Source organism: Hafnia alvei (assembly GCF_900095695.1).
In the GTDB taxonomy this organism is placed as follows: Bacteria; Pseudomonadota; Gammaproteobacteria; order Enterobacterales; family Enterobacteriaceae; genus Hafnia; species Hafnia alvei_B.
This window is the reverse complement of sequence record NZ_FMIQ01000075.1, coordinates 1-22245: the sequence shown is the minus strand read 5'-3', so window position 1 is coordinate 22245 and position 22245 is coordinate 1. Positions and strand designations below refer to the sequence as shown.

At 49.4% G+C, this 22245-nt stretch carries 19 protein-coding genes, 1 tRNA gene and 1 riboswitch; of the genes, 8 read left to right on the top strand and 12 right to left on the bottom strand.

Annotated features, from left to right (window positions below):
* Positions 1 to 88: 88 nt before the first annotated feature.
* The 3 genes from glnE (at position 89) to BN1044_RS20650 (ending at position 3578) form a co-directional block, all read left to right on the top strand.
* The gene (glnE, locus tag BN1044_RS20660; RefSeq protein WP_175421632.1) at positions 89 to 2923 is read left to right on the top strand and encodes a bifunctional [glutamate--ammonia ligase]-adenylyl-L-tyrosine phosphorylase/[glutamate--ammonia-ligase] adenylyltransferase; all 2835 of its coding nucleotides are present in this window, start codon (positions 89 to 91) and stop codon (positions 2921 to 2923) included.
* Between the two features lie 92 nt (positions 2924 to 3015).
* Positions 3016 to 3261 (top strand): type II toxin-antitoxin system CcdA family antitoxin, encoded by a 246-nt coding sequence (locus tag BN1044_RS20655; protein ID WP_040046244.1) that lies wholly within the window; start codon positions 3016 to 3018, stop codon positions 3259 to 3261.
* A complete protein-coding gene (locus BN1044_RS20650) occupies positions 3261 to 3578 on the top strand; it encodes a CcdB family protein (protein ID WP_072310253.1) in 318 nt (105 codons plus the stop codon). The genes BN1044_RS20655 and BN1044_RS20650 overlap by 1 nt, the downstream gene beginning before the upstream one ends.
* Positions 3579 to 3644: 66 nt before the next feature.
* Here BN1044_RS20650 and BN1044_RS20645 read toward each other — a convergent pair whose 3' ends face one another.
* Positions 3645 to 4574, bottom strand: coding sequence for a Kdo(2)-lipid IV(A) acyltransferase (locus BN1044_RS20645; protein WP_072310252.1), 930 nt, complete (start codon positions 4572 to 4574; stop codon positions 3645 to 3647).
* Between the two features lie 166 nt (positions 4575 to 4740).
* Between BN1044_RS20645 and hldE the strand changes: the two genes are divergently transcribed.
* On the top strand, positions 4741 to 6171 hold the full coding sequence (gene hldE, locus BN1044_RS20640; protein WP_072310251.1) for a bifunctional D-glycero-beta-D-manno-heptose-7-phosphate kinase/D-glycero-beta-D-manno-heptose 1-phosphate adenylyltransferase HldE: 1431 nt from the start codon (positions 4741 to 4743) through the stop codon (positions 6169 to 6171).
* 30 nt (positions 6172 to 6201) lie between these two features.
* Positions 6202 to 7458: an L-methionine/branched-chain amino acid transporter gene (yjeH, locus tag BN1044_RS20635; protein ID WP_072310250.1), complete on the top strand. Its 1257-nt coding sequence runs from the start codon at positions 6202 to 6204 to the stop codon at positions 7456 to 7458.
* A gap of 80 nt (positions 7459 to 7538) precedes the next feature.
* Here yjeH and ubiK read toward each other — a convergent pair whose 3' ends face one another.
* Positions 7539 to 7817, bottom strand: coding sequence for a ubiquinone biosynthesis accessory factor UbiK (gene ubiK / locus BN1044_RS20630; RefSeq protein WP_072310249.1), 279 nt, complete (start codon positions 7815 to 7817; stop codon positions 7539 to 7541).
* 207 nt (positions 7818 to 8024) lie between these two features.
* A riboswitch (FMN riboswitch) is annotated at positions 8025 to 8202 on the top strand.
* A gap of 119 nt (positions 8203 to 8321) precedes the next feature.
* Here ubiK and ribB point away from each other — a divergent pair.
* Positions 8322 to 8975: a 3,4-dihydroxy-2-butanone-4-phosphate synthase gene (ribB, locus tag BN1044_RS20625; RefSeq protein ID WP_025799042.1), complete on the top strand. Its 654-nt coding sequence runs from the start codon at positions 8322 to 8324 to the stop codon at positions 8973 to 8975.
* Between the two features lie 69 nt (positions 8976 to 9044).
* Here the strand turns inward: ribB and zupT are convergent, their stop codons facing one another.
* Positions 9045 to 9818, bottom strand: coding sequence for a zinc transporter ZupT (gene zupT / locus BN1044_RS20620; protein WP_072310248.1), 774 nt, complete (start codon positions 9816 to 9818; stop codon positions 9045 to 9047).
* 232 nt (positions 9819 to 10050) lie between these two features.
* Here zupT and ygiD point away from each other — a divergent pair, with 232 nt between their 5' ends.
* On the top strand, positions 10051 to 10833 hold the full coding sequence (ygiD, locus tag BN1044_RS20615) for a 4,5-DOPA-extradiol-dioxygenase (protein ID WP_072310247.1): 783 nt from the start codon (positions 10051 to 10053) through the stop codon (positions 10831 to 10833).
* 63 nt (positions 10834 to 10896) lie between these two features.
* On the opposite strand, the gene BN1044_RS20610 is transcribed toward ygiD, so the two are convergent.
* The 8 genes from BN1044_RS20610 to BN1044_RS20575 all read right to left on the bottom strand — a co-directional run bounded on the left by BN1044_RS20610 (position 10897) and on the right by BN1044_RS20575 (position 21408).
* On the bottom strand, positions 10897 to 12111 hold the full coding sequence (locus tag BN1044_RS20610; protein ID WP_072310246.1) for an MFS transporter: 1215 nt from the start codon (positions 12109 to 12111) through the stop codon (positions 10897 to 10899).
* A gap of 175 nt (positions 12112 to 12286) precedes the next feature.
* The gene (locus BN1044_RS20605; protein WP_072310245.1) at positions 12287 to 14122 is read right to left on the bottom strand and encodes an IucA/IucC family protein; all 1836 of its coding nucleotides are present in this window, start codon (positions 14120 to 14122) and stop codon (positions 12287 to 12289) included.
* Complete coding sequence (locus tag BN1044_RS20600; protein ID WP_072310244.1) at positions 14119 to 14721, bottom strand: GNAT family N-acetyltransferase; 603 nt, start codon at positions 14719 to 14721, stop codon at positions 14119 to 14121. Before BN1044_RS20600 ends, BN1044_RS20605 begins: the two co-directional genes overlap by 4 nt.
* Positions 14718 to 16058, bottom strand: coding sequence for a lysine N(6)-hydroxylase/L-ornithine N(5)-oxygenase family protein (locus tag BN1044_RS20595; RefSeq protein WP_072310243.1), 1341 nt, complete (start codon positions 16056 to 16058; stop codon positions 14718 to 14720). Before BN1044_RS20595 ends, BN1044_RS20600 begins: the two co-directional genes overlap by 4 nt.
* Before the next feature lie 175 nt (positions 16059 to 16233).
* Positions 16234 to 18396, bottom strand: a complete 2163-nt coding sequence (locus tag BN1044_RS20590) for a TonB-dependent siderophore receptor (protein ID WP_072310242.1) — start codon at positions 18394 to 18396, stop codon at positions 16234 to 16236.
* Between the two features lie 336 nt (positions 18397 to 18732).
* Entirely contained in the window at positions 18733 to 19107 is a 375-nt protein-coding gene (locus BN1044_RS20585) for a DUF805 domain-containing protein (RefSeq protein ID WP_072310241.1), read from the bottom strand.
* Positions 19108 to 19240: 133 nt separating this feature from the next.
* Complete coding sequence (fhuF, locus tag BN1044_RS20580; protein ID WP_081329635.1) at positions 19241 to 20032, bottom strand: siderophore-iron reductase FhuF; 792 nt, start codon at positions 20030 to 20032, stop codon at positions 19241 to 19243.
* A gap of 311 nt (positions 20033 to 20343) precedes the next feature.
* Entirely contained in the window at positions 20344 to 21408 is a 1065-nt protein-coding gene (locus BN1044_RS20575; RefSeq protein WP_072310240.1) for a GGDEF domain-containing protein, read from the bottom strand.
* Positions 21409 to 21712: 304 nt separating this feature from the next.
* Between BN1044_RS20575 and BN1044_RS20570 the strand changes: the two genes are divergently transcribed.
* Complete coding sequence (locus BN1044_RS20570; protein WP_072310239.1) at positions 21713 to 22003, top strand: DUF1435 family protein; 291 nt, start codon at positions 21713 to 21715, stop codon at positions 22001 to 22003.
* A gap of 98 nt (positions 22004 to 22101) precedes the next feature.
* On the opposite strand, the gene BN1044_RS20565 is transcribed toward BN1044_RS20570, so the two are convergent.
* Positions 22102 to 22188, bottom strand: a tRNA-Leu gene (locus tag BN1044_RS20565).
* Positions 22189 to 22245 lie beyond the last annotated feature (57 nt).

Sequence of the window (22245 nt, the reverse complement as noted above, 5' to 3'; positions counted from 1 at the left end):
GGCTCTCCTCCCTGAGAAGGGAGGAGATGGAAGAACTCACTACATCATCGTGTTCGTCTGCAAATAGGCGTTTATTCAGGGAGTGTTTATGTCTGAGTCTGCTTCTCGCGTGTTTCCCCCTTTGCTTGAGGCTCAGGCCGCGCAAATCTCGGAGCGTTTGGTTATTTCCTCTTTTGAAGACCGAAGCGCACTGGCGCTGAGCGATTTCATGAGTGAAAACTTTATCGCGCATCCCGAATGGTGGCAGCAACTGCATGACACTCCCCCTCAGCCTGATGAGTGGGAAAATTATGCTCATTGGTTGGATGAACAATTAATCGGCGCTGATGATGAAGCGTGTTTGATGCGCGTGCTGCGGCTGTTTCGCCGTCATATGCTGTCGCGAATTTCATGGATGCAATCACTCAAACTCTGTGAAACGGCTGATACGCTGCGCCAATTAAGCGAACTGGCTGAAACATTGATTATTGCCGCGCGCGATCGCCTATATAAAACCTGCTGTGCAGAATGGGGTACACCGTGCAACGCGCAAGGTGAACCGCAGCCATTGCTGATTTTAGGCATGGGAAAACTGGGTGGCGGTGAGCTGAATTTTTCATCGGACATCGATCTGATTTTTGCCTATCCAGAAAGCGGAGTGACGCAAGGTGGGCGGCGTGAGTTAGATAATGCTCAATTCTTCACTCGCTTGGGGCAGCGGCTGATCAAGGCACTCGATCAGCCCACGGTGGACGGGTTTGTTTATCGTGTCGATATGCGTCTGCGCCCGTTTGGAGACAGTGGCCCGTTAGTGCTGAGTTTTGCCGCGCTCGAAGATTATTACCAAGAACAGGGGCGTGATTGGGAACGTTACGCGATGGTCAAAGCCCGTCTGATGGGCGGCAATGAAGACGCCTATAGCCAAGAACTACGCCGTACGCTGCGCCCGTTTGTATTCCGTCGTTACATTGATTTCAGTGTTATTCAGTCGCTGCGCAACATGAAAAGCATGATTGCCCGTGAAGTACGGCGCAGAGGCCTGAAAGATAATATTAAGCTCGGTGCTGGTGGCATTCGCGAGATCGAGTTTATCACGCAGGTTTTCCAGCTGATCCGCGGTGGGCGTGAGCCTTCTCTACAGCAGCGCGCGCTCCAGCCTTCTCTGTTGGCAATTGGCCAGCTCGGTTTACTTAAGGCTGAACAGGTTACAGAACTTACTGAAAGTTATCTGTTTTTACGCCGCTTGGAAAATCTTCTTCAGGCTATCAACGACGAACAAACTCAAACGCTGCCCAACGATGAACTGAATCAGGCCCGCTTAGCTTGGGGAATGGGCGTTACGGACTGGGCTCAGCTGATGGCGCAGTTAGAGCAAAAAATGCTGGCTGTGAGGGCTATTTTTAACGAACTCATCGGCGATGATGAGAGCGAAGAAGGAAGTGCGGAAGCACCGCGTGAGCAGTTTGCCGCCCTGTGGCAAGATTTGTTGGATGAGCGCGATCTAGACCCCTTCACGCCGCAGTTAGAGAGCGAGTCGCGCCAGCTGTTGCTGCGTTGTATCAATGATTTCCGCAGCGATGTTGATAAACGCACCATCGGGCCTCGTGGCCGCGAAGTCCTCGGCCAACTGATGCCAGCGCTACTTGGTGAAGTTTGTGCCAGAGAAGACGCGGTACGCGTGCTGCAACGCTTAACTCCGCTATTGCTCAACATCGTCACGCGCACCACGTATCTGGAGCTGCTGGTGGAATATCGCGCGGCGCTGAGTCAACTGATCCGCCTGTGCGCGGCATCGCCGATGGTGGCGACGCAGCTAGCACGTTATCCGCTGCTGCTGGATGAACTGCTCGATCCGAACACTTTGTATCAGCCCGTTCCCCAAGATGCCTATCGCGATGAGCTGCGCCAATATCTAATGCGGGTTCCCGCCGATGATGAAGAGCAGAATCTTGAGGCGCTGAGACAGTTTAAACATGCGCATCAACTGCGAATTGCTGCCAGCGATATCTCAGGAGCGCTGCCGGTGATGAAAGTTAGCGATCATCTCACCTATCTTGCTGAAGCGATGATTGACGCAGTGGTGCAGCAGGCATGGACACATATGGTTGGGCGTTATGGTCAGCCGACGCATCTGCAAGGGCGCGAAGGGCGAGGGTTTGCGGTACTCGGTTACGGGAAATTAGGCGGGTGGGAGCTAGGCTATAGCTCCGATCTCGATCTTGTTTTCTTGCTCGATTGCCCGTCTGATGTGATGACCAGCGGCGAGCGCAGCATTGATGGTCGCCAATTCTATCTGCGCTTGGCGCAGCGCATTATGCATCTGTTTAGTACGCGTACGTCATCGGGGATTTTGTATGAGGTAGATGCCCGCCTTCGTCCTTCTGGCGCTTCCGGCATGCTGGTGAGCACCGTTGAGTCCTTTGGTGAGTACCAGCGAAACGAAGCGTGGACGTGGGAACATCAGGCCTTGGTACGTGCCCGCCCTGTCTATGGTGACGTGCAGCTCCATCAGCAGTTTGATGCGATTCGTCATGAGATTTTGTGTCGTTCGAGAGAGACGAGCACCTTAAAAACTGAAGTCCGTGAGATGCGAGAAAAAATGCGCCAGCATCTGGGCGGCAAGCATCGCGACCAATTTGATATTAAAGCCGATGAGGGAGGCATTACGGATATTGAATTTATCGCTCAATATCTGGTGCTTAACTACGCCTCGCAAGAACCCCGCCTCACGCGTTGGTCAGACAACGTACGTATTTTTGAGCTGATGGCGAACTACAACATCATGCCAGAGGAAGAAGCGGCTGCGCTGACGCAGGCCTATGTGACGATGCGTGATGCGATCCACCATTTAGCGCTGCAAGAGCAGTCGGGCACCGTCGGGCTGGATGCATTTGTTGCTGAGCGTGAACAGGTGCGCCGCAGTTGGGCGACGTGGTTGGGATAGAGAAAAATCTTTGCGAAGCTGTGCGCAAATTTCAACCGTTTCTCTTTTTGTTGTTCTATAATGCGCATAAATTATGCGCATGGAGTTTCGTGATGAAACGTAGAACGCTTCTGACGGGAAGTAAAAAGGCGGTGAATGTGAGCATCGATCAGGGACTGATTCAACAGGCTAAAGCACTTAACATCAATTTATCTGCCGTGATGGAAGAGGCTCTGCAGCAGGTCGTCATCGCAGAGGGGCAACGACAGTGGCTTGATAGCCATCAACAAAGCATTGCTGCCTATAATCAAGATGTTGAAGAGAACGGTGTATTCAGCGATGGCCTGAGGTCTTTTTGATGAGCCAGTTTGCCGTCTACAAAAACCGAGACCGGGCTTCTGCCAAACGTTTCCCGTATCTTCTGGATGTTCAGCACGATTTTTTATCATCGCTAGCGACCCGAATGGTTATCCCATTAGGGCTAAAAACAACATCATCGTTGGCTGAGCAGGATCGACTGATCCTGTGCTTTAAAATTGAAGGATATGAAGTGTTATTGATGACGCCGCAGATGGCTGGTGTCGCGTTGTCGCAGCTAGGGGAACAGGTCGATGACTTGGGATATTGCCGAGATGATATTGTGGGAGCAATGGATTTTCTAATATTTGGCTATTAGTGGTTTCTTCCCTGAAACCCATTTTCTTTGAAATCTATTTAGAACAATAAGCGTTAGTGCTTTGGACTAGTAGCGTGAAGGCATGCCTTTGGGGCGAGTCTTAAAGCGACGGTGCATCCACATATATTGCGTGGGCGCGCGTAGGATCTCTTGCTCGACGACTTTATTCATGGCGATAGCGGCGACGGTTTCGTTTTCCAGCGGGAAATCTTCTAATCGTGGCTGAATCACCATGGTATAGCCGCTACCGTCTTCGGCTCGAACCGCGTTAAATGGGATAATAGCCGGTTTGCCCATGCGAGCCAGAATGTAAGTGCCGGTTGTGGTGGCTGCTTCTTCAACGGCAAACAAGGGAACAAAAACGCTGCTGCGTGGGCCGTAGTCGTGATCGGGTGCGTACCACACGATCTCACCTTCTTTGAGCGCGCGGATCATGCCCTTAACGTCTTTACGGTCGAGCATATATTTATTGGAGCGTAGACGTCCCCAAGTTTGCATCCAATCCACAACCTTGTTGTCGTTAGGACGATAAACACCGACGCCGGGATTATGAACACCAAAAATACGTGCGCCTAGCTCTAACGTTAAGAAGTGCAAACCAATCAGCAGTACGCCTTTGCTTTCTTGCTGAGCTTTAGCGATGTTTTCTAAGCCTTCAGCTTTACACCAGCGATTTATACGCCACGTTGGCCAAAACCAAGCCATACCGGTTTCAATGAGCCCCATACCAACGGACTCAAAATTTTTGGCAACTTTTTCTCTACGCTCGGCTTCACTCATTTGGGGAAAGCAAAGCTCTAAATTGCGTAGAGAAATTTTTACCCGGCGTTTCATAAACTTCATCGCAGTTCTGCCTAACCACGTTCCAAACTTATACAGCCATGGATAGGGCAGAAGGACTAAAATGTATAGCACTCCCAACCCCAACCAAGTTAACCAGTAACGTGGGTGCAGTAATTCGCGCTCGAATTTCGGGTAAACATGATTGTCAGCCATAACGGGGAAATCGGAACCTCGCTGAATGAATTGAGATCCTATTGTATACATAAATTACGTGGAGTTGCAGTCAACGAGCAGCCACAACTCGTGAGAAGGGTGTAATAGAAATAACGCTGGGTGTGATAATATCGCGCACAATCTTAGTCTTTTTTGGAGTCCGGGGATGAAAGTAACCCTACCTGATTTCCGTCATGCCAACGTACTTGTTGTGGGTGACGTAATGTTAGATCGCTACTGGTATGGACCTACCAGCCGTATTTCACCTGAAGCACCAGTACCGGTGGTAAAAGTGGATACCGTTGAGGAGCGTCCAGGCGGTGCGGCCAACGTGGCAATGAACATAGCGTCTCTCGGCGCGAATGCTCGTTTGGTGGGTTTAACCGGTATCGATGATGCAGCAAGAGCGCTAAGCGCTAAGCTGGGTGAAGTTAACGTTAAATGCGATTTCGTGTCCGTGCCGACGCATCCAACGATCACTAAATTACGTGTTTTATCGCGTAATCAGCAGCTGATTCGTCTCGACTTTGAAGAGGGTTTTAGCAGCATTGATCCTCAGCCAATCTTTGAAAGAATTCAGCACGCATTGCCAAAATTGGGCGCGTTAATTTTGTCCGATTATGCCAAAGGGGCATTAAATTCGGTTCAACAGATGATTCAACTAGCACGTGCGGCGAACGTTCCTGTACTGATCGATCCTAAAGGTACTGATTTTGAACGCTACCGAGGCGCCACGCTGTTAACACCAAATCTGTCTGAGTTCGAAGCCGTAGTTGGCCGTTGTAAAACCGATGAAGAATTGGTTGAACGTGGTTTGCAACTGATGCGTGAATTTGAGCTCACGGCGCTGTTGGTGACGCGTTCTGAACAGGGCATGACTTTGTTGCAGTACGACCAGCCGCCGTTGCATATGCCGACGCAGGCGCAAGAAGTGTATGACGTGACCGGTGCTGGCGATACGGTTATTGGCGTTCTGGCAACGGCAATTGCCGCGGGAACATCATTGGAAGAGGCTTGCTTCTTAGCCAATGCAGGCGCGGGTGTGGTGGTAGGTAAACTGGGGACTTCTACCGTTTCACCTATCGAGCTGGAAAATGCCATTCGTGGGCGCAGTGAAACTGGCTTTGGTGTGATGAGTCAGGAAGAGCTAAAAGCCGCCGTTGCTAACGCTCGTCAGCGTGGCGAAAAAGTCGTGATGACTAACGGTGTCTTTGACATCCTGCATGCGGGACATGTTTCTTATCTAGCTAACGCACGCAAACTGGGCGATCGACTGATCGTTGCGGTAAACAGCGATGCGTCAACCAAACGCTTGAAAGGCGAAGAGCGTCCGGTCAATGCGTTAGCACAGCGAATGATCGTCTTGGCCGCGCTGGAAGCCGTGGATTGGGTTATCTCATTTGAAGAAGATACGCCGCAGCGCATTATCTCTGAGGTATTGCCGGATCTGCTGGTTAAAGGCGGTGACTACAAACCTGAAGATATTGCGGGCGGAAAAGAAGTGATTGCTGCCGGTGGTGAAGTGCGTGTGCTGAACTTTGAAGATGGTTGTTCAACCACCAATATCATCAAAACGATCCGTCAGGGCCACGAATAATCCCCCGATGAACGTTAAGCGGAACACATTGTGAGCGGATTAAAGCAAGAGCTAGGACTGGCTCAGGGAATAGGGTTGTTATCCACATCGCTGTTAGGCACGGGCGTGTTTGCTGTGCCTGCATTAGCGGCGCTGGTGGCCGGCAATGATAGCCTGTGGGCATGGCCAATTCTCATTGTCCTCGTGTTTCCGATCGCGATTGGTTTTGCTGCACTTGGGCGTCACTTTCCAAGCGCGGGCGGTGCCGCTCATTTTGTTGGTATGGCATTTGGGCCGCATATGGCGCGAGTGACCGGCTGGCTGTTTCTGTCCGTTATCCCCGTTGGTTTGCCTGCGGCACTGCAAATTGCGGCAGGCTTTTGGCAGGCCATGTTTGGCTGGCACGGCTGGGAGCTGCTGCTGGTGGAAATCGGCACGCTGATGGTGGTGTGGTTTCTGGGCACTCGCGGAGCGGGTTCCAGCGCGAACTTACAGACGTTGATCGCCGCACTGGTGGTGGCTTTGGTCGCGGCCATTTGGTGGCGTGGTGGAATATCGCCGGCGGAAATTCCATTCCCAGCCCCGTCAGACGTGAGCCCTCATAACCTCTTTTCCGCATTAGCCGTGATGTTTTGGTGCTTTGTTGGACTAGAAGCCTTTGCCCATTTGGCTTCTGAATTTAAAGATCCCGAACGTGATTTTCCTCGTGCATTGATGATCGGCTTGCTGCTGGCTGGCGTGGTGTACTGGGGTTGTACGGTTGCAGTCTTGCATTTCAATGCCTTCGGTGCGGAAAAAGCCGCCGCAGCATCACTGCCGGGGATCGTGGTGCAGCTATTTGGGCAACAGGCGCTGTGGGTCGCCTGCATTATTGGCTATCTGGCCTGCTTTGCCAGCCTCAATATTTACACTCAAAGCTTTGCTCGGCTGGTGTGGTCACAGGCGCAGCTGAAACCTCAAAGCCGTTTGGCGCAGCTTTCATCGCGTCAGGCACCGGTCAACGCGCTGAATGTTGTTCTTGGCTGCTGTTTACTGTGTGCGGTGGGCATTTATGCGCTAGGTGTGGCTTTGGATGAACTGATTATTTATGCCAACGGCATTTTTATCATGATCTATCTGCTGTGTATGCTGGCGGGTTGCCGTCTACTGAAAGGACGTTCACGTCTGATGGCGGCGATAGGCAGCGTATTGTGTTTGTTATTGCTCTACATGGTTGGCTGGAAAAGCATTTATGCGATTGTGATGCTAGCTGCATTATGGGCATTGTTGCCACGGCGCGCGGCGGAAAGCGGATTAAGCTCCCATTAGCTATCCTTTCTAAGTAGCAATAAAGCAGCAATAAAAAACGGAAGCCTAGGCTTCCGTTTTTGCGTTCATGTTCGACTGGCTTATTCAGCGTCTTTTGTCGCCGGTGTTTCGCTTGCTGCCAGTATTTCTTCTAGCGCAGCTAAGCGCTGTTCCATCATCGCTAGCTTTTCACGTGTGCGCAGCAAAACCTGCGTCTGAACGTCAAACTCTTCGCGATTCACTAAATCCATACGATTAAATTGTGCCTGTAGGATTTGGCGGATTTTTTTCTCGACATCATCCCCGAACTCGCGCAGTCCTTTTGGCATGGATTCATGCACCTGACGGGCAATCTGTTCAATTTTCTTCGGGTCAATCATGGCGTGTTCCTTGGTCGTTATGGTCATGCGTTAGGGCTTAAGAACCACTATCAGAACGAATGACGATGATATTGATCTGATGCACAATAGCAGAGCTATAGCTGCATAGTGTAATGCGAGTTGGCGAATGGATAAACCTCTGTGATCGCTCTTGGATAATCTGGAATGACGATTGCCCAAACTAATCATTAGCGTTATAGTTGACCTGCTTATTCTCAGGGCGGGGTGGAAGTCCCCACCGGCGGTAAATTTATGCATAACGCATGTCTTTCACGGCAAGCGCAGCATAGAAAGCCCGCGAGCGCTTATGCCGCAAGGTGTAAGGACAGCAGATCTGGTGTAATTCCAGAGCCGACGGTTAGAGTCCGGATGGGAGAGAGTAACGGTACCTGTTGGGTTTGTCCCACTCGCGTTATTAGGCGCGTTAGCCGTAGGCTTACGTTTGCCACTCCTCAAAGCTGCCCTGATTCTGGTAATCCATATAATTAATGAGGTTTTTTTACCATGAATCAGACTTTACTTTCCGATTTCGGTACTCCGATGGAACGTGTTGAACGTGCGCTGGCTGCATTGCGTGAAGGCCGTGGCGTTATGGTGCTTGACGATGAAAATCGTGAAAACGAAGGCGACATGATTTTCCCTGCTGAAACCATGACTGAAGAACAGATGGCTCTGACCATCCGTCACGGTAGCGGCATTGTTTGCCTGTGTATCACCGAAGAGCGTCGTTTGCAGCTAGATCTGCCGATGATGGTCAGCAACAACACGAGTCATTATGGCACAGCATTCACCGTGACCATTGAAGCCGCTGAAGGCGTGACGACCGGCGTTTCCGCCAAAGACCGTTTGACTACCGTGCGCGCCGCAAGCGCTGAAGGCGCTAAGCCTTCGGACCTGCATCGCCCTGGTCACGTGTTCCCACTGCGTGCTCAAAACGGCGGCGTTCTGACTCGTCGTGGTCACACTGAAGCAACTATCGATCTGGTGACTTTAGCGGGCTTCCGTTCTGCAGGCGTACTGTGTGAACTGACCAACGACGATGGCACCATGGCGCGTGCGCCAGAAGTGATTGTGTTTGCTAACAAACATAATATGCCAGTCGTGACCATCGATGATTTGGTGGCTTACCGTCAGTCTCAAGAAAAAATCGCGAGCTAATTTCGCTGAGCTCTGCACGAAAAAGGACAGCCTAGGCTGTCCTTTTTGCTATTTGGAGATGGGAGAGTCTTAACCGAGCGGGCTGCTTTGTAACAGCGTCAGGCTAAAGCCCATCACCGCCATACCGCACAGCACGCCATAGCTTGGGTTGTTCTGCGGATCAATCTCTTTGGCCAGCGGCATCAGTTCATCTACCGATAGCGCCACCATAATACCCGCCACCATAGCCATAATAGAAGCCATTAACACCGGAGAGATGGCTGGGCCCAGCAGGAAAAATGCCAGCAATCCACCTAAAATTTCGGCGAAGCCCGAAACGCTTGCCCACCATAGCGCTTTGATTTTTGAGCCCGTAGCGGCATAGACCGGCCCTGCAACCGCTAAGCCTTCAGGGATATTGTGAATGGCTACCGCGAGCGCAATGCCCATACCTAATTCAAGGTCAGAGCTGGCGGTGACAAAGGTGGCAATGCCTTCTGGAAAGTTATGCAGGCTAATACCGAGCGTCAGCAGCATGGCTGTTCGGCGCAGGTTTCGTGTTTTACCTGCTTTAGGGGCATCCATCAGGTCATGTGCATGCTGGTGCGGCAACATTCTGTCCAACATGAAATAGCCCACCAGACCAATGATAAACATGCCATAGCCGAGCATCGGCGACATGCCTTTGGTACCCAGCGCGGCGGGTAACATTTCCATCAAAGAAATCAGCAGCATAATCCCTGCCGCAAAGCCAAGCGCAAAAGCTAAAACCCGGTTGGAGGGTTTCTGTCCGATAATGGCTAATAACGCGCCGACAAATGTGGCACCGCCGGCAAGCAAAGTCAGAATAAGTGGAACTGACATAGCGCCTCCTTGTTGATAATGATTCCTATTATTGTTTTAACCTATCATTAAGTAAATAGCGAATACAAAGTTATTACCAATGGCTCTAATAACTCAACCCCCTCGGTGTCTTATATTCAAATTTACTGACAATCATCATCATAGTTATCCGGCAGACGATCGAGATAAATCTGAGTAATGTATAACCATTCGGAGGCGATGCTCTCCGCCAGACTCAGAAAAGGATAATGTTATGACTACCTCTCGTATGCCTGCGCTATTTCTCGGTCACGGTAGCCCGATGAACGTGCTGGAAGAAAATGACTACACCACGGCTTGGCGCGAGTTAGGTAAAACGTTGCCGCGTCCGAAAGCGATTGTTGCTGTTTCTGCTCATTGGTACACCCGTGGCACGTTTGTCACGGCGATGGAGCAGCCGCGTACGATCCATGATTTTGGTGGATTCCCACAGGCACTGTTCGATACCCAATATCCAGCGCCGGGCTCGCCTGAGCTTGCCCGACGAGTACAGGAATTACTGGCTCCAGAAATGGTGCATTTGGATACCAGCGAATGGGGTTTGGATCACGGTACGTGGGGCGTTTTGATAAAAATGTACCCAGATGCGGATATTCCGGTGATTCAATTGAGTATTGATGGTACTCAACCGGCTGCGTACCACTATGAATTAGGCAAGAAACTCGCGGCGTTACGCGATGAAGGCGTGATGATTGTGGCGAGCGGAAACGTGGTACATAACCTGCGAATGGTTAAGTGGCAGGGCGAAGCCGAGCCTTACCCGTGGGCATTTAGCTTTGATAATTTTGTACGTGAGAATTTAGCATATAAAGGTGGAAACCATCCGCTGGTTAACTTTATGCAGCATGAAGGCGCTGAATTATCTAACCCGTCGCCGGAGCACTTCCTGCCGCTGTTATATGTACTGGGTGCATGGGACGGTGAAGAGCCTATTTCTGTGCCGGTGGACGGCATTGTTATGGCGTCGCTGAGTATGTTATCGGTAGTGGTGGGATAGTTCCCGCAACCGAAATTCCTCCCCTGCCAAGGGGAGGGTTACGATGGGGTCAGTATGCAGAGATTAGCTACTGACCTTTTTCTTCAAAAATACCCACATCAGACCCAGCCAAAGCAGCCCGCTGATTAATCCATACAGATTAAAGATCCCACTTCCCTGCCAGAGATAAATACGTTTTGCGATTTCGATACCCAAGGCATAAATACCAATGGTGGTCATACCGAGCGCGGCGGCAACGGTGCCTTTGCGCATATCGCTGGCAAACAGCGTGAGGCGATATAACCCTGCGTTAATCAGCCCTGTGCCGAAGGCGTATAGGCTTAACCCCGCAATGGTCCAAAGATAAGCGTGTGGGGTAAATAGTGTGCCGAAGGTGGCCAGTGCCAGACCTGTGATGATAGGCGGCGCACCGAGCCAGAGTGGTTTTTCAATCGACATCTTTCCTGCAATGCGTGCCAGCACAAGATTGCCCATGATGAGAGCCACAAAAATAGGCACTTGTAGCCAGCCATACGCCACTGGCGTAAGCCCTTCGCCATCGATCAGTATCACCGGTGAAATGGCGACCCATGCCAACAGCGGCAGAGCTGAAAAGCCGATTGATGCTGCCCCGCAGACAAAGCGCAGATTGCCGAATACCTGCCGATAGTCTGCCAACAGGGAGGTTAAGCGTAATTTTTCGCCCTGTGACTGCGCGGTTTCCGGCATCCCTTTCCATAGACCTAGCCATGCAATAAATGCCACTAAGGCAAAAACGGCAAACATGCTTTTCCACGGTGCAAATTGAATAAAAGCAGCTCCGGCAAGTGGGCCAACCAATGGCGCTATCAAAGCCACGTTGGCCATTAATGCCATCAGCTTGATGCTGAGCGTTTGGTCGAAGGCTTCTTGCACGGCGGCATATCCAACGGCACCGATAAAACAGAGGCTGATGCCTTGGATAAAACGCATCAGAATAAATTGTTCAATGCTGTTGGTGAATAGCGTAGCGATACAGGCGGCGACAAACAGCATCACGCCGGTCAGCATCACCGGGCGGCGGCCAACGCGGTCAGATAGCGGCCCAAGCAGCCATTGCAGCATCATGCCACCGAATAAATACGCGGTTAACGAGGTTGGAACCCAGCTCACGTCGGCATTGAAATCACGCACCACATGGATCATGCCCGGTTGGATCATGTCGTGGGCGATGTAGGTTGCGAACTCGAATAGCACCAGCGCGAGAGGAAACAGCACGGCACGGCGAGTTAGCTTAGAAGCAGCAATATAGGATGACATGTCGGGTGATTACTCGGTTTATGTAAAGAGTTTGCCCCTGCATTCCCAGTGAAAAGGGAACGGCAGGGGCTATAGTCGTTCAAGGCTGATTTTCGGGGAGCGTAGGGTGTATTCCATAACCGCACCCTACGGTAAACCCGTGTATCTTTTGTGTCAGCGCCAGTCGCATTGACCGTTATTTAAAAACTACCAATGGGTTATCCAACTGGCCCGCAAATTTCAGGTTTTGTGAGGGATCGCTGAGGTTAATCATCTGGCGATTATTAGCCAGCTGTAGGCGATTGAGACAAGAATGAGTAAACGCTGGGCTGAACATGTCATAGCGCTCGAAGCGTTCGGTCAGCTCAGGATGCGCCTGCTGATAATCCGTCACGCATTCCGCCACGCGTTGCCAGAATTTCTCCTGCGGATAATTTCCCTGCTCATGCAGAATTGCAGCCATAAAGCGGAAGAAACCGTCGAACACATCGGTAAAGATCGACAGAATTTTAAGCTCGTCGGGTACGAATACCGCAACGCGTTTGGCCTTTTCAGGTAAATCAGCGTCGGGATCCATTACCACGATCTCTTCGGCGATATCTTTCATAAAGACATGCACTGGAGTGTGGTTTTCCAGCACGAGGATCAGGTTTTCACCGTGTGGCATAAAGGCCAGATCGTAGGTGTATAAGCAGTGCAGCAGCGGGCTGAGATAGCTTTGCAGATAGCGCTTTAACCATTCACCGGTCTCTAAGCCTGAAGCCTGAATCATGGCCGGCAGCAACGCATTGCCATCGCGATCCTGATGCAATAGCGCCGCCATCGTCATAACACGCTGGTTCGACTGAATTAGCGCCAGCGGGCTTTCGCGCCACAGCGCCGCCATCATTTTTTTGTATGGCGTATCGCCGCTCACCGCGCTTTCGTAATAGTGATTACGATAGCCGATGGTCGCCACTTCGCGCAGCATACGGAAACCATAATCACGCAGGCAGCTGTCGTTTTCGATAAGTTCGGTCAGCCATTCGTTGATGCCCGGCGTTGTCGCCATGTAGTACGGAGACAGGCCGCGCATAAAGCCCATATTGAGGATTGATAGCGCGGTTTTCACATAGCGTTTGCGCGGGTGACTGGTATTGAAGAAGGTGCGGATGGACTGTTGAGCCTGATAGTTATCGTCGCCAATGCCCAGATAAACCAGCTCACGCTTGGCGATATCGGGGGCAAAGATCCCTGTCAGCTTATTTTGCCATTGCCACGGATGCACGGGCATAAAGATGTAGTTATTCGGATCAAGATCCTGTGCGATCAATTGCTGAGTGAAATCGTTAACGATGCTTGGTGTGAGCTCTTCTTCCAGCAGCTGTTGATAACTTAGCTCATCGATGCTGGCGAAATGCGCTTTGCTTTTGTGTGCCGCAAGCCAAACAAAGTTGATTGGCGCTGCGGCTTCCGGCGCATAGGCCTGATAATCAAACGCATCGAAACCAATACGGCCGTTGTTTGCCACAAACGCGGGGTGGCCTTCCATCATGGCGCCTTCTAGCGTTTGGAAATCAGCGTCGAGCAGATGCTCAATCAAAACCCCTTCGCGCAGATGCTTGAAAGCGCTGCTGTATAAGGTGCTGGTGATTTCTTCCATATAGGTGGGCAACATTTCCTGTGGAATGCCCAACACGTCTTTGAATTCAATGATAAAGCGTAGCGAGTCCAGCTCTTGCTCAACGCCGTTTTGCGTTTTTTGAATAGAGTCAGCATCAATGGCCCAGTGTTCCAAGGCTAGACGACGTGCGCGGAAGTGATAGATCACTTCGTCCTGTGGCGCTGTGAGTTGGTAATCGGCCATTTCATCGGCTGAAGTCGGCTGGCTAACGCATTCAGGCGTGATTAAGCGCTCATGGGCGAATTCGGCAATCGCCTTGCGGACGTGTAGGCGGTTGGCTTTACTCCACAGTTCGGGGGTCAGGTGAGCGATAACGTGACGATTTTGTTCCGATACGGGCAAATGAGAAAACTGAGTATGAGCGGTCATGCGAGGGTCTCCTGACGGGAAACAGAATGGAATTGTGCATCATGGCGCAGTGCGGCGGCGTGCTGCTCGCGATCGCAGAACGCGAGCCATGCGGTTTTGTTCGCGAGCTCAATTTGATGTTGGTAGACGAAACCAGCGCGTTTGTTCAGACTATGGATCTTCTCATTACGCACATCGGGCTCGACCACAATGCGAGTAACGCGCTCATCGCTAAACATGAACGCCACGATGGTTTGGAACACGGCCCAGGTAAAATCGCTGACCGGTTTATCTGCTGGCGCGACCAAAATGTGCATACCATAGTCGCTGTTTTGTGCCGGATAGCATTGGCCAACCGGATCGTGGATTGCCTGATAGCGTTCCAACAGAAACGTTGGTTTGCCTTGATACACGCCGATGAATGCGCCATCGGGATGATGCTTAAGCAGATCGAGATAGAAATCCCGCACCTGCTCAACGCTTTGCTCCATCATTCCCCAATAACGAGCGTAAGGTTGGCTAACCCAGCTATGCAGCAGCTCGGCGTCTTGAACCGCATCCAGCGGACGTAGGGCAAAATCGCCCACATTTTCCACCTGATGTTTAAATATATAACTCATAGCAAATCTCCGGTTTGCGGAGCGGCAAACTGTTGGAAAGCAATTTGTTCTTCAATCGGATAGTGCTCGGTTCCGGTGATCTCACGCAGGATCCATGAGTTGCGGTAGCAGGCCATACCAAGGTCGGGAGTGACAAAACCGTGAGTGTGCAGCTCGGCGTTTTGCACGAAGATCTCGTGGTGCTGGTTATCGATCGAGTAGTTGCGGGCAACGTCGTAACGGCCTTTTTCATCCCACGCGATCCGATCATGGATCGGTTGTAAAAATGCAGGTGGCTGGTGGCGATATCCGGTGCACAGGATCACTGCCTCGCTGTCGATGGCGAAGTGTTGATCCTGTTCATGCTGATGCAGCGCCAGATTCAAGGTTTTATGGTTGGCGGTATTTTTTACGCCGGTCAGGGCGGTATTGGTGAACAAGCGGGTATTCACATGACCGTCTAAGCGTTTGATATAGAGCAGATCGAAAATATCGTTAATCAGGCTGCTGTTGATACCTTTGTAAAGCTGCTGGCTTTGCAGATTAAGCTGGTCACGTTTTTCAGCGGGCAACTGGTGGAAGTAGTCCACATACTCCGGTGATGTCATTTCCAGCGTCAGCTTGGTGTATTCCAGCGGGAAGAAGCGCGGCGCGCGAGTGACCCAGTTTAGCTGATAGCCATACTTATCAATCTCGGAGAGGAGATCGTAGTAAATTTCTGCCGCGCTTTGCCCGCTGCCTACCACCGTGATAGAACGGCGGGTTTGGAGCTCTTCCTTGTGATGCAGATACTGGCCGGAATGCACCATACGTTCGGCAAAGGGCTGGCAGCACTCAGGGATAACCGGCGAGGGGCCGGTGCCAAGAACCAGATGGCGCGTTTCAAATTTTAACTTCTGGCCGTTGCGCGTATCGCTGCAATGCACCTGATAGCAGCGGCTATCCTGATCGAACTCCACGCGCTCAACTTTGGTATTAAATCGCAGGTTGTTCAGGCGCTCTGTCGCCCAACGGCAATACTGGTTGTACTCTTTACGCATTAAAAAGAAGCTTTCGCGAATATAAAACGAGTACAGACGTCCCTGCTGTTTGATGTAGTTCAGAAAACTCAGTGGGTGCGTTGGATCGGCCAGCGTCACCAGATCGGCCATAAACGGCGTTTGCAGATGAGCGCTTTCCAGCATCATGCCTGGGTGCCAATCAAAGCCAGAATTTTGGTCGAGAAATAGCGCGTTTACCTGCGACAGCGGCTGAGTGAGGCATGCTAACCCAAGATTAAATGGCCCAATACCAATGGCGATAAAATCATAAGGTTGCGTGGCGGCCTGCTGCTGAGAGGATAAGGAGAACTGGGTCATAGATCTTACCTTAGATTATTACGAGTAGTACAAATTCGATGCTCAGCATTTATCCAGATGTCTAGATTGCGGATACGGGCTGTGGATCTGGCGTTAAATCGCCAATGAAATCATGTAAAAGGTATTTTTATTAAGGGATGCCGAAACGATCGGCATCCCTATTTTTTAGAGGTACTTAGAAGGAATATTTCACACCAACAACCACGGAGCGTTCTGCGCCGAACCAGCAGTTATTGCTGTCGTAGCAGCTTGCGACGTAGCGTTTGTCAGTGATGTTATTCACCGCCATTTTCAGGGTGGCGTTATCCAGCGCAGGCGCTAGGTTACCCAACTCATATGACGCGGCCATGTCATACAGCGTAACGGCTGGCAACTGCTCAGTATTACTCTGGTTAGCTTCCATACGACCGATGTAACGGATACCCGCACCGACGGTGAGTCCGCGCAGGAAAGTATCGTCAATGGTGTAGTTAGCCCATGCGCTGGCGTTGTCTTTAGCCGTTTGTACCGGACGGTTGCCGATCAATGCCTTGTTAGCATCTTCGGTAATTTTCACGTCGGTATAAGCGTAGTTGGCCGTCAACAGCAGGTTTTCCAGCGGGGAAGTGCGCAGTTCAAACTCATAGCCTTTCGACTCGATTTCGCCACTTTGGTACTTCTCGTATGGATCAACGCCGTTCGGGTTAGAGGTCAGCGCGTTCTCTTTTTTGATATCAAACACAGCGGCCGTGAAGATGGTGTTCTGGCTTGGCGTGGCAAATTTCACCCCACCTTCCCACATCTTGCTGGTTTCTGGTTTGTAAGAACCACCGCTTTTGTTACGCCCGGCTAGAGGCTCAAAGCCCTCTGAGTAAGCAACATACGGGGAGATGCCGTTTTCAAAGTGATACATCGCGCCATAGCGCTGGGTGTATTTGCTTTGAGAGAAGGTTTCATCCGTATTGGCACCGTATTGCAGGCCGTAGGTGCGCTTCTCGTACTGGTCATAACGACCACCGGCCAAGATGGTCAGTTTGTCGAGATCGATAGAGTCCTGCCAGTAGTAGCCGTTCTGGTGCATGGAATAGCGCACGTTGGTGGCCAGCGACGGATCCCAGGCAATATTGCCGCGGTTAATCTCATGATTATTGCGATCGAAGATATCGATGCTTGGTGCAACGGCGTCTTGATATTCGGTTTTGTTGTTCTGCCACTGGTAATCGAAGCCCAGCAACACATTGTGACGCAGGAACGCGGTATCAAACTTGCCTGCAATTTGGTTATCAATATTGAAGGAGTCCATACTCTCATCGGTCATGTACATGCGGCGGCCGAGAGTGCGACCATCGGCTTCGAGACCGGTGCTGTAGGTGTTTTCCTGATAAGCCGTGATGTGCATAAAGCGGGCTTTTTGCGTGAAAGACCACTCATCGCTGAAGCGGTGATCGAACTGGTAGCCGACAGATTCTTGTTTGCGCTTATAAGATTCCCAATTGTGATCGCCCAGATAAACGTCAGTTGGTAGCTTACCGTAAGGAGAATACTTGAAGGTACCTTCGCCCGGTAGAGAAGTATAAACGCCAGCATTAGGATCGTTCTGGAAGAAAGCTTGTACCAGCAGGCTATTGTTATCGTCGATATCCCAACGCAGAGAAGGCGCTAACAGATAACGTTCATTTTTGGAGCCTTCGGCCTGCCCATCAACGGCACCCGCTACGCCAACAAAGCGGTAACTGACGTCGCTGTCACCAATTTGACCAGTAGAGTCGATTTTGCCTTCACGGCGGTTATCGCTGCCGGTATCAAATTCTACGTCGGTATTTTGGTTTTTCTGTGGTTTCTTGCTGATCATATTGACGATACCGCCGGGTGAGGCGTTACCGTATAAAACTGATGCGGGGCCTTTCATGACTTCGATACGATCGAGCATGTAGGTATCAACTTGGCCTTGAATGTTCCATTCGTTGTAAGGCAGTTGCAAGCCATCGAGATAGTTTTCGCTGTTTTTGAATCCGCGAATGGTGAATTCATCAAAGCGGGTGATAGCTCCACCACGGTTTTCGGTGGTTACGCCAGACACATAGCGCAGCGCTTCGTTCAGTGAGCTGATGCCGCGCTCGTCGAGCTCTTGGCCTTCAACGGTGTTGATGGTCTGTGGGGTATCTTGTGCGGTCAGATCTGATTTTGTACCGGTATTTTCGTAGCTTCCCAATGGAGGAAGGCTTGATTTGGCACTGACAATGATTTTGTCTTCATTGTCCGTTGTTGCTGTATCCGCAAGGGCGCTCAAAGGGAAGACTAAACAACCGATTGGCAACACCGCTTTTAACGAAGAGTTAAGAAACGCTTTGTATTTCATCTAATTATCCCTGCTTGAAAAAGCACGAAGATCTAAAAATTAATTATGAGCAATCTGGCCATCGCCGGATGTTAACCAGTCAATGGCATCGCTTTATTAAATGCGATACAGAATGATAATTATTCTCGTTATCTTTGGTAGCTTTTATTCGGTCTAAGGCGGGAAAACTATTTTTCTTTGTGATCTTCGTCACGAATTAATAAAGGTTATTTAAGAATAACCATAAATAACTCAATGAAATTAATCGAGCTATGGTTATTAGCAGGGGATGAGTTAATTCTATTTATTTATAAGGCAATCTAACCCACCGAGAGGTGGGTTAGTGATGAAGCGATTTTATTGAATGATGCCTACTGGTTGCTCAGCTTTTGGGTCTGCGCCATAACGGTTCGCGCCCGTGGTTCCTGCTCTACAGAGATAGACTAGTAGAATGATTGGTCCAACTAAAGGAATGAAGCTAACGAAGTAAAACCAGCCAGAATGCTCGGTGTCATGCAATCTTCTGGCTGTGAGCGCCATACTAGGGATGACAACCGCAAGTACATACAAGATCAGGATAACGTTTATGATAGCGCTGCCTGATATGAGCGCTAGAGCAAATATGATCCCACACACGATGCCGTTGATAAGGCCAAATAACCAATATTCTTTGCGGCGGGCTCGACCATTAAAGTTAGCGTAATCTTTTAATACCTTGATATACCAATTCATTGAAAACATATCCTTTGTTTTTAAGTCGCACAAGGATACGTAATGAAGGGGAAATTCTTCTGACGCCGATCAAGAAAGCTATTACTTGATTTAGTAGTAATAGATAAGAATGTTTTAAGTTGACTCCGCTTTTCTAGCCCAGCGTGAGCGGGCAATCACCGCACTCTTTCATCTTGGGCAGCTTATAGCGCTGGCAGCAGGTACGGCGTTGGATAGTGCCGTTACGCATCAGAACGGTGCGATAGAGTGGGTTATCTTGGCCATCAGGGAAAGAGGCAGAGAAAAAGAGAGCCTGTTCAAGCTGTGAGAAAAGTGCATCACCCAGCAGGGGGCGTAATTCCCCTAAATACCAATGCATCACATAGCCAATATTGCTCCACATCAGCTTAGCGTTCAAAACACCTTGGCGAGCAATGGCGTTTACCGCTGGAATGAGATGACGCTCAACCAAAGATACCATGCGTTGCAGCGGAGTGCTGTTACGTGCATCTCCCGCCATTAACTGCGGATAGTAGATAAATGCCTCAGGGCGTCCACTTTCATGAAAACGAACTTTGAACTGCCGAATATGTGGATCGAGAGGTGCTGATTGCTCAAGTAGCAACAGCATCATCGGCGGCACCAATAAACCAAAATACCATTGCGCCCAGAGTGATTCTAACGGTTTGGCTTCCGGCGTTTTATCGGGGTATTCAGCGTAGTGTTCTTGCTGATAGCTTGCCATCAGTTTGGCGTAGGTTTCTGCGGTTGACCACTGTATAGCCGACAAATCGTTGCTAGCAGCAGATTCATCGATCAGGAATGTAGTAAGAAAATGAGGGTAGTGCTGGCTAAAAAGCGCAGTCAGTTCTTCCGCTTCTGGCGGAAAAGCAGGAAAGACGGCTGGAAAGTAGGCATTAAACTCAGTCAGCGCAGTTATCTTCACCACAACACCCTAGATAGTAAATACCAAAACGCAATAATACTGATAACTATTATCAATCGCAAGATGCTGGTTGAACTAAATGTGTCATGGCGTCAATGACGGTGAAATTGAAAATTTGAGGTGATGAAAAACGAAGTGCAGGATGTGAATGCATTCGATGCCTCAAAATAGGCGGGCAGGAAAAATAAGGGTTACGATACGGGACTATATTTTTTTAAATAATTTATGCTTTAATCTATCTATTGGTGGTGGATAATTCGTACCTAGCTAGATAGAGAGTATTTTTCTATCTAGCAGATTATAAAAAGAAATTAGGTTTCTTTTTGCAGTAAAACTCTATTGCGGCCTTTCTGTTTTGATATGTACAGCGCCTGATCGGCACGCGTTATGGCATTTTCCAAATTATTGCCGTACATCTCCGAAAGCCCCGCTGAAATTGTTACCACGTTGCTTCCATTTGGCTGATATTCATTGATTAACGCCAATTGTTCTACATGTAAACGAATATGCTCGCATATTTGTATCGCGAGGCTTTCAGACGCGTCGCGTAAAATAAGTAAAAACTCTTCACCGCCATACCGAATGGCTAAATCTCTGGTACGAACGGCTTCTTTGATAATTTGAGCAATACTTTTAAGCGCTATATCACCGTATTGATGACCGTAGTGATCGTTATAGAGTTTAAAAAAATCAATATCCAACATGACGACAAAATGTTTGTGCTCGAGGTCACAATCGCTGCCCATATGCTGGAATTGAAACTCTAAACCACGGCGGTTAAGCAGCGTGGTAAGGGGATCAATCATGCTGAGATCGCTAAAGCGAGCTCTATCTTGTTCTAGTTGGGTGACCAATCGACGGGTAAATGCCTCACGCCGGCGCGTCATTGCGTGGTGTAATGACAGTGCGATAATCGGTAATGTTAGAACGAATAAAATGCGCGTCATATTGTGGAAATCTTCCAGCACAATAACGGTCATTGCTACGGGAACGGCATTTAGACAGAACGCTAATAAGTTGTCAGAAAGCGTGACGGCGGCAATAAAAAATATGCTGAACAGATTGATCAATAAAAATTCATGGCTGTTGGCGTCAACATGTTGATATTTAGCCGCTATATGAAACGACCATAGCAATCCTAGCAATAGAGATGCAACGTTGAGCTTCAGCAAATATTTGTCACGATGCCATATCAATGAGATGGCTGAAAATAGGCAAAAGGCAAAAACGCCAATCCCCGCAAACGTATACGGAGGATCTGTTTGTAATGGATTGAGCAGCGCATAAAACGATGTAGCACCATTTAACAGGATAAATAGCAGGAATGTCATATGACTTTTGCTATTTAATAGGTCGTCGTAGTTTTTTTCGTTCATTAAATAAGGCTCGTGACTGTCAATATCGCTCAAATAAAAATATAAAATGGCAGTAATATGTTAGTTCTTAGACAAGAATTTTCTTAGGGATGTCTGATGTGGCGATAAAACTAACAGCTTTGATCTAAGATGTCATGTGCTTGTAATCAATGTGGGTTACATCGACTTTTTTTGCGTGAAAATCATACTGCCCCTTCACTGAATCCTGCCGCTTTTATGCTTTTACACATACATAATTCATGGATGAAACGATCTATGTCTCAGTATATGATATTGGGAATTATTATCATTTACGGTGAAGGTTATGCTGATTGCTGCGATGGTGCTTCTGGTGGTGTGGGGGATAAGCTTGTGGGTTTGTAAATCTCTTAGCGGAATTTGGGGGATAAGCTTTCCAACGTTAGTGTTGCCTATGCTGATTGTTTCCAATCTGAATTTATCTTTTTTAAAAGGCATGATGGTGCTGGCTATGTTAGTCACGCTGGCGATGTTGTTTAACCCACGTTTGCGAAACTATGTGCTGCTTCCATCTGGACTCGCTCTGGCCGGAGGATTAGCGACAATTTTATTAAATTACAATTATTTTGGGATTTGATATTGATGGATACGAGCGATATTAAATATAAAGGGAGTGTTAAGAAGTAAAAAAACGAAGGGATTTTAATTGGATTAGAGAGAGAAATAACAATCTGTTGGTGCGAAGAGAGGGACTTGAACCCTCACGTCCGTAAGAACACTAACACCTGAAGCTAGCGCGTCTACCAATTCCGCCACCTTCGCACATCAGATTACTTTTCTGTACTGCTGTTTGACAATTGCTTGACTATGCTCACCAGC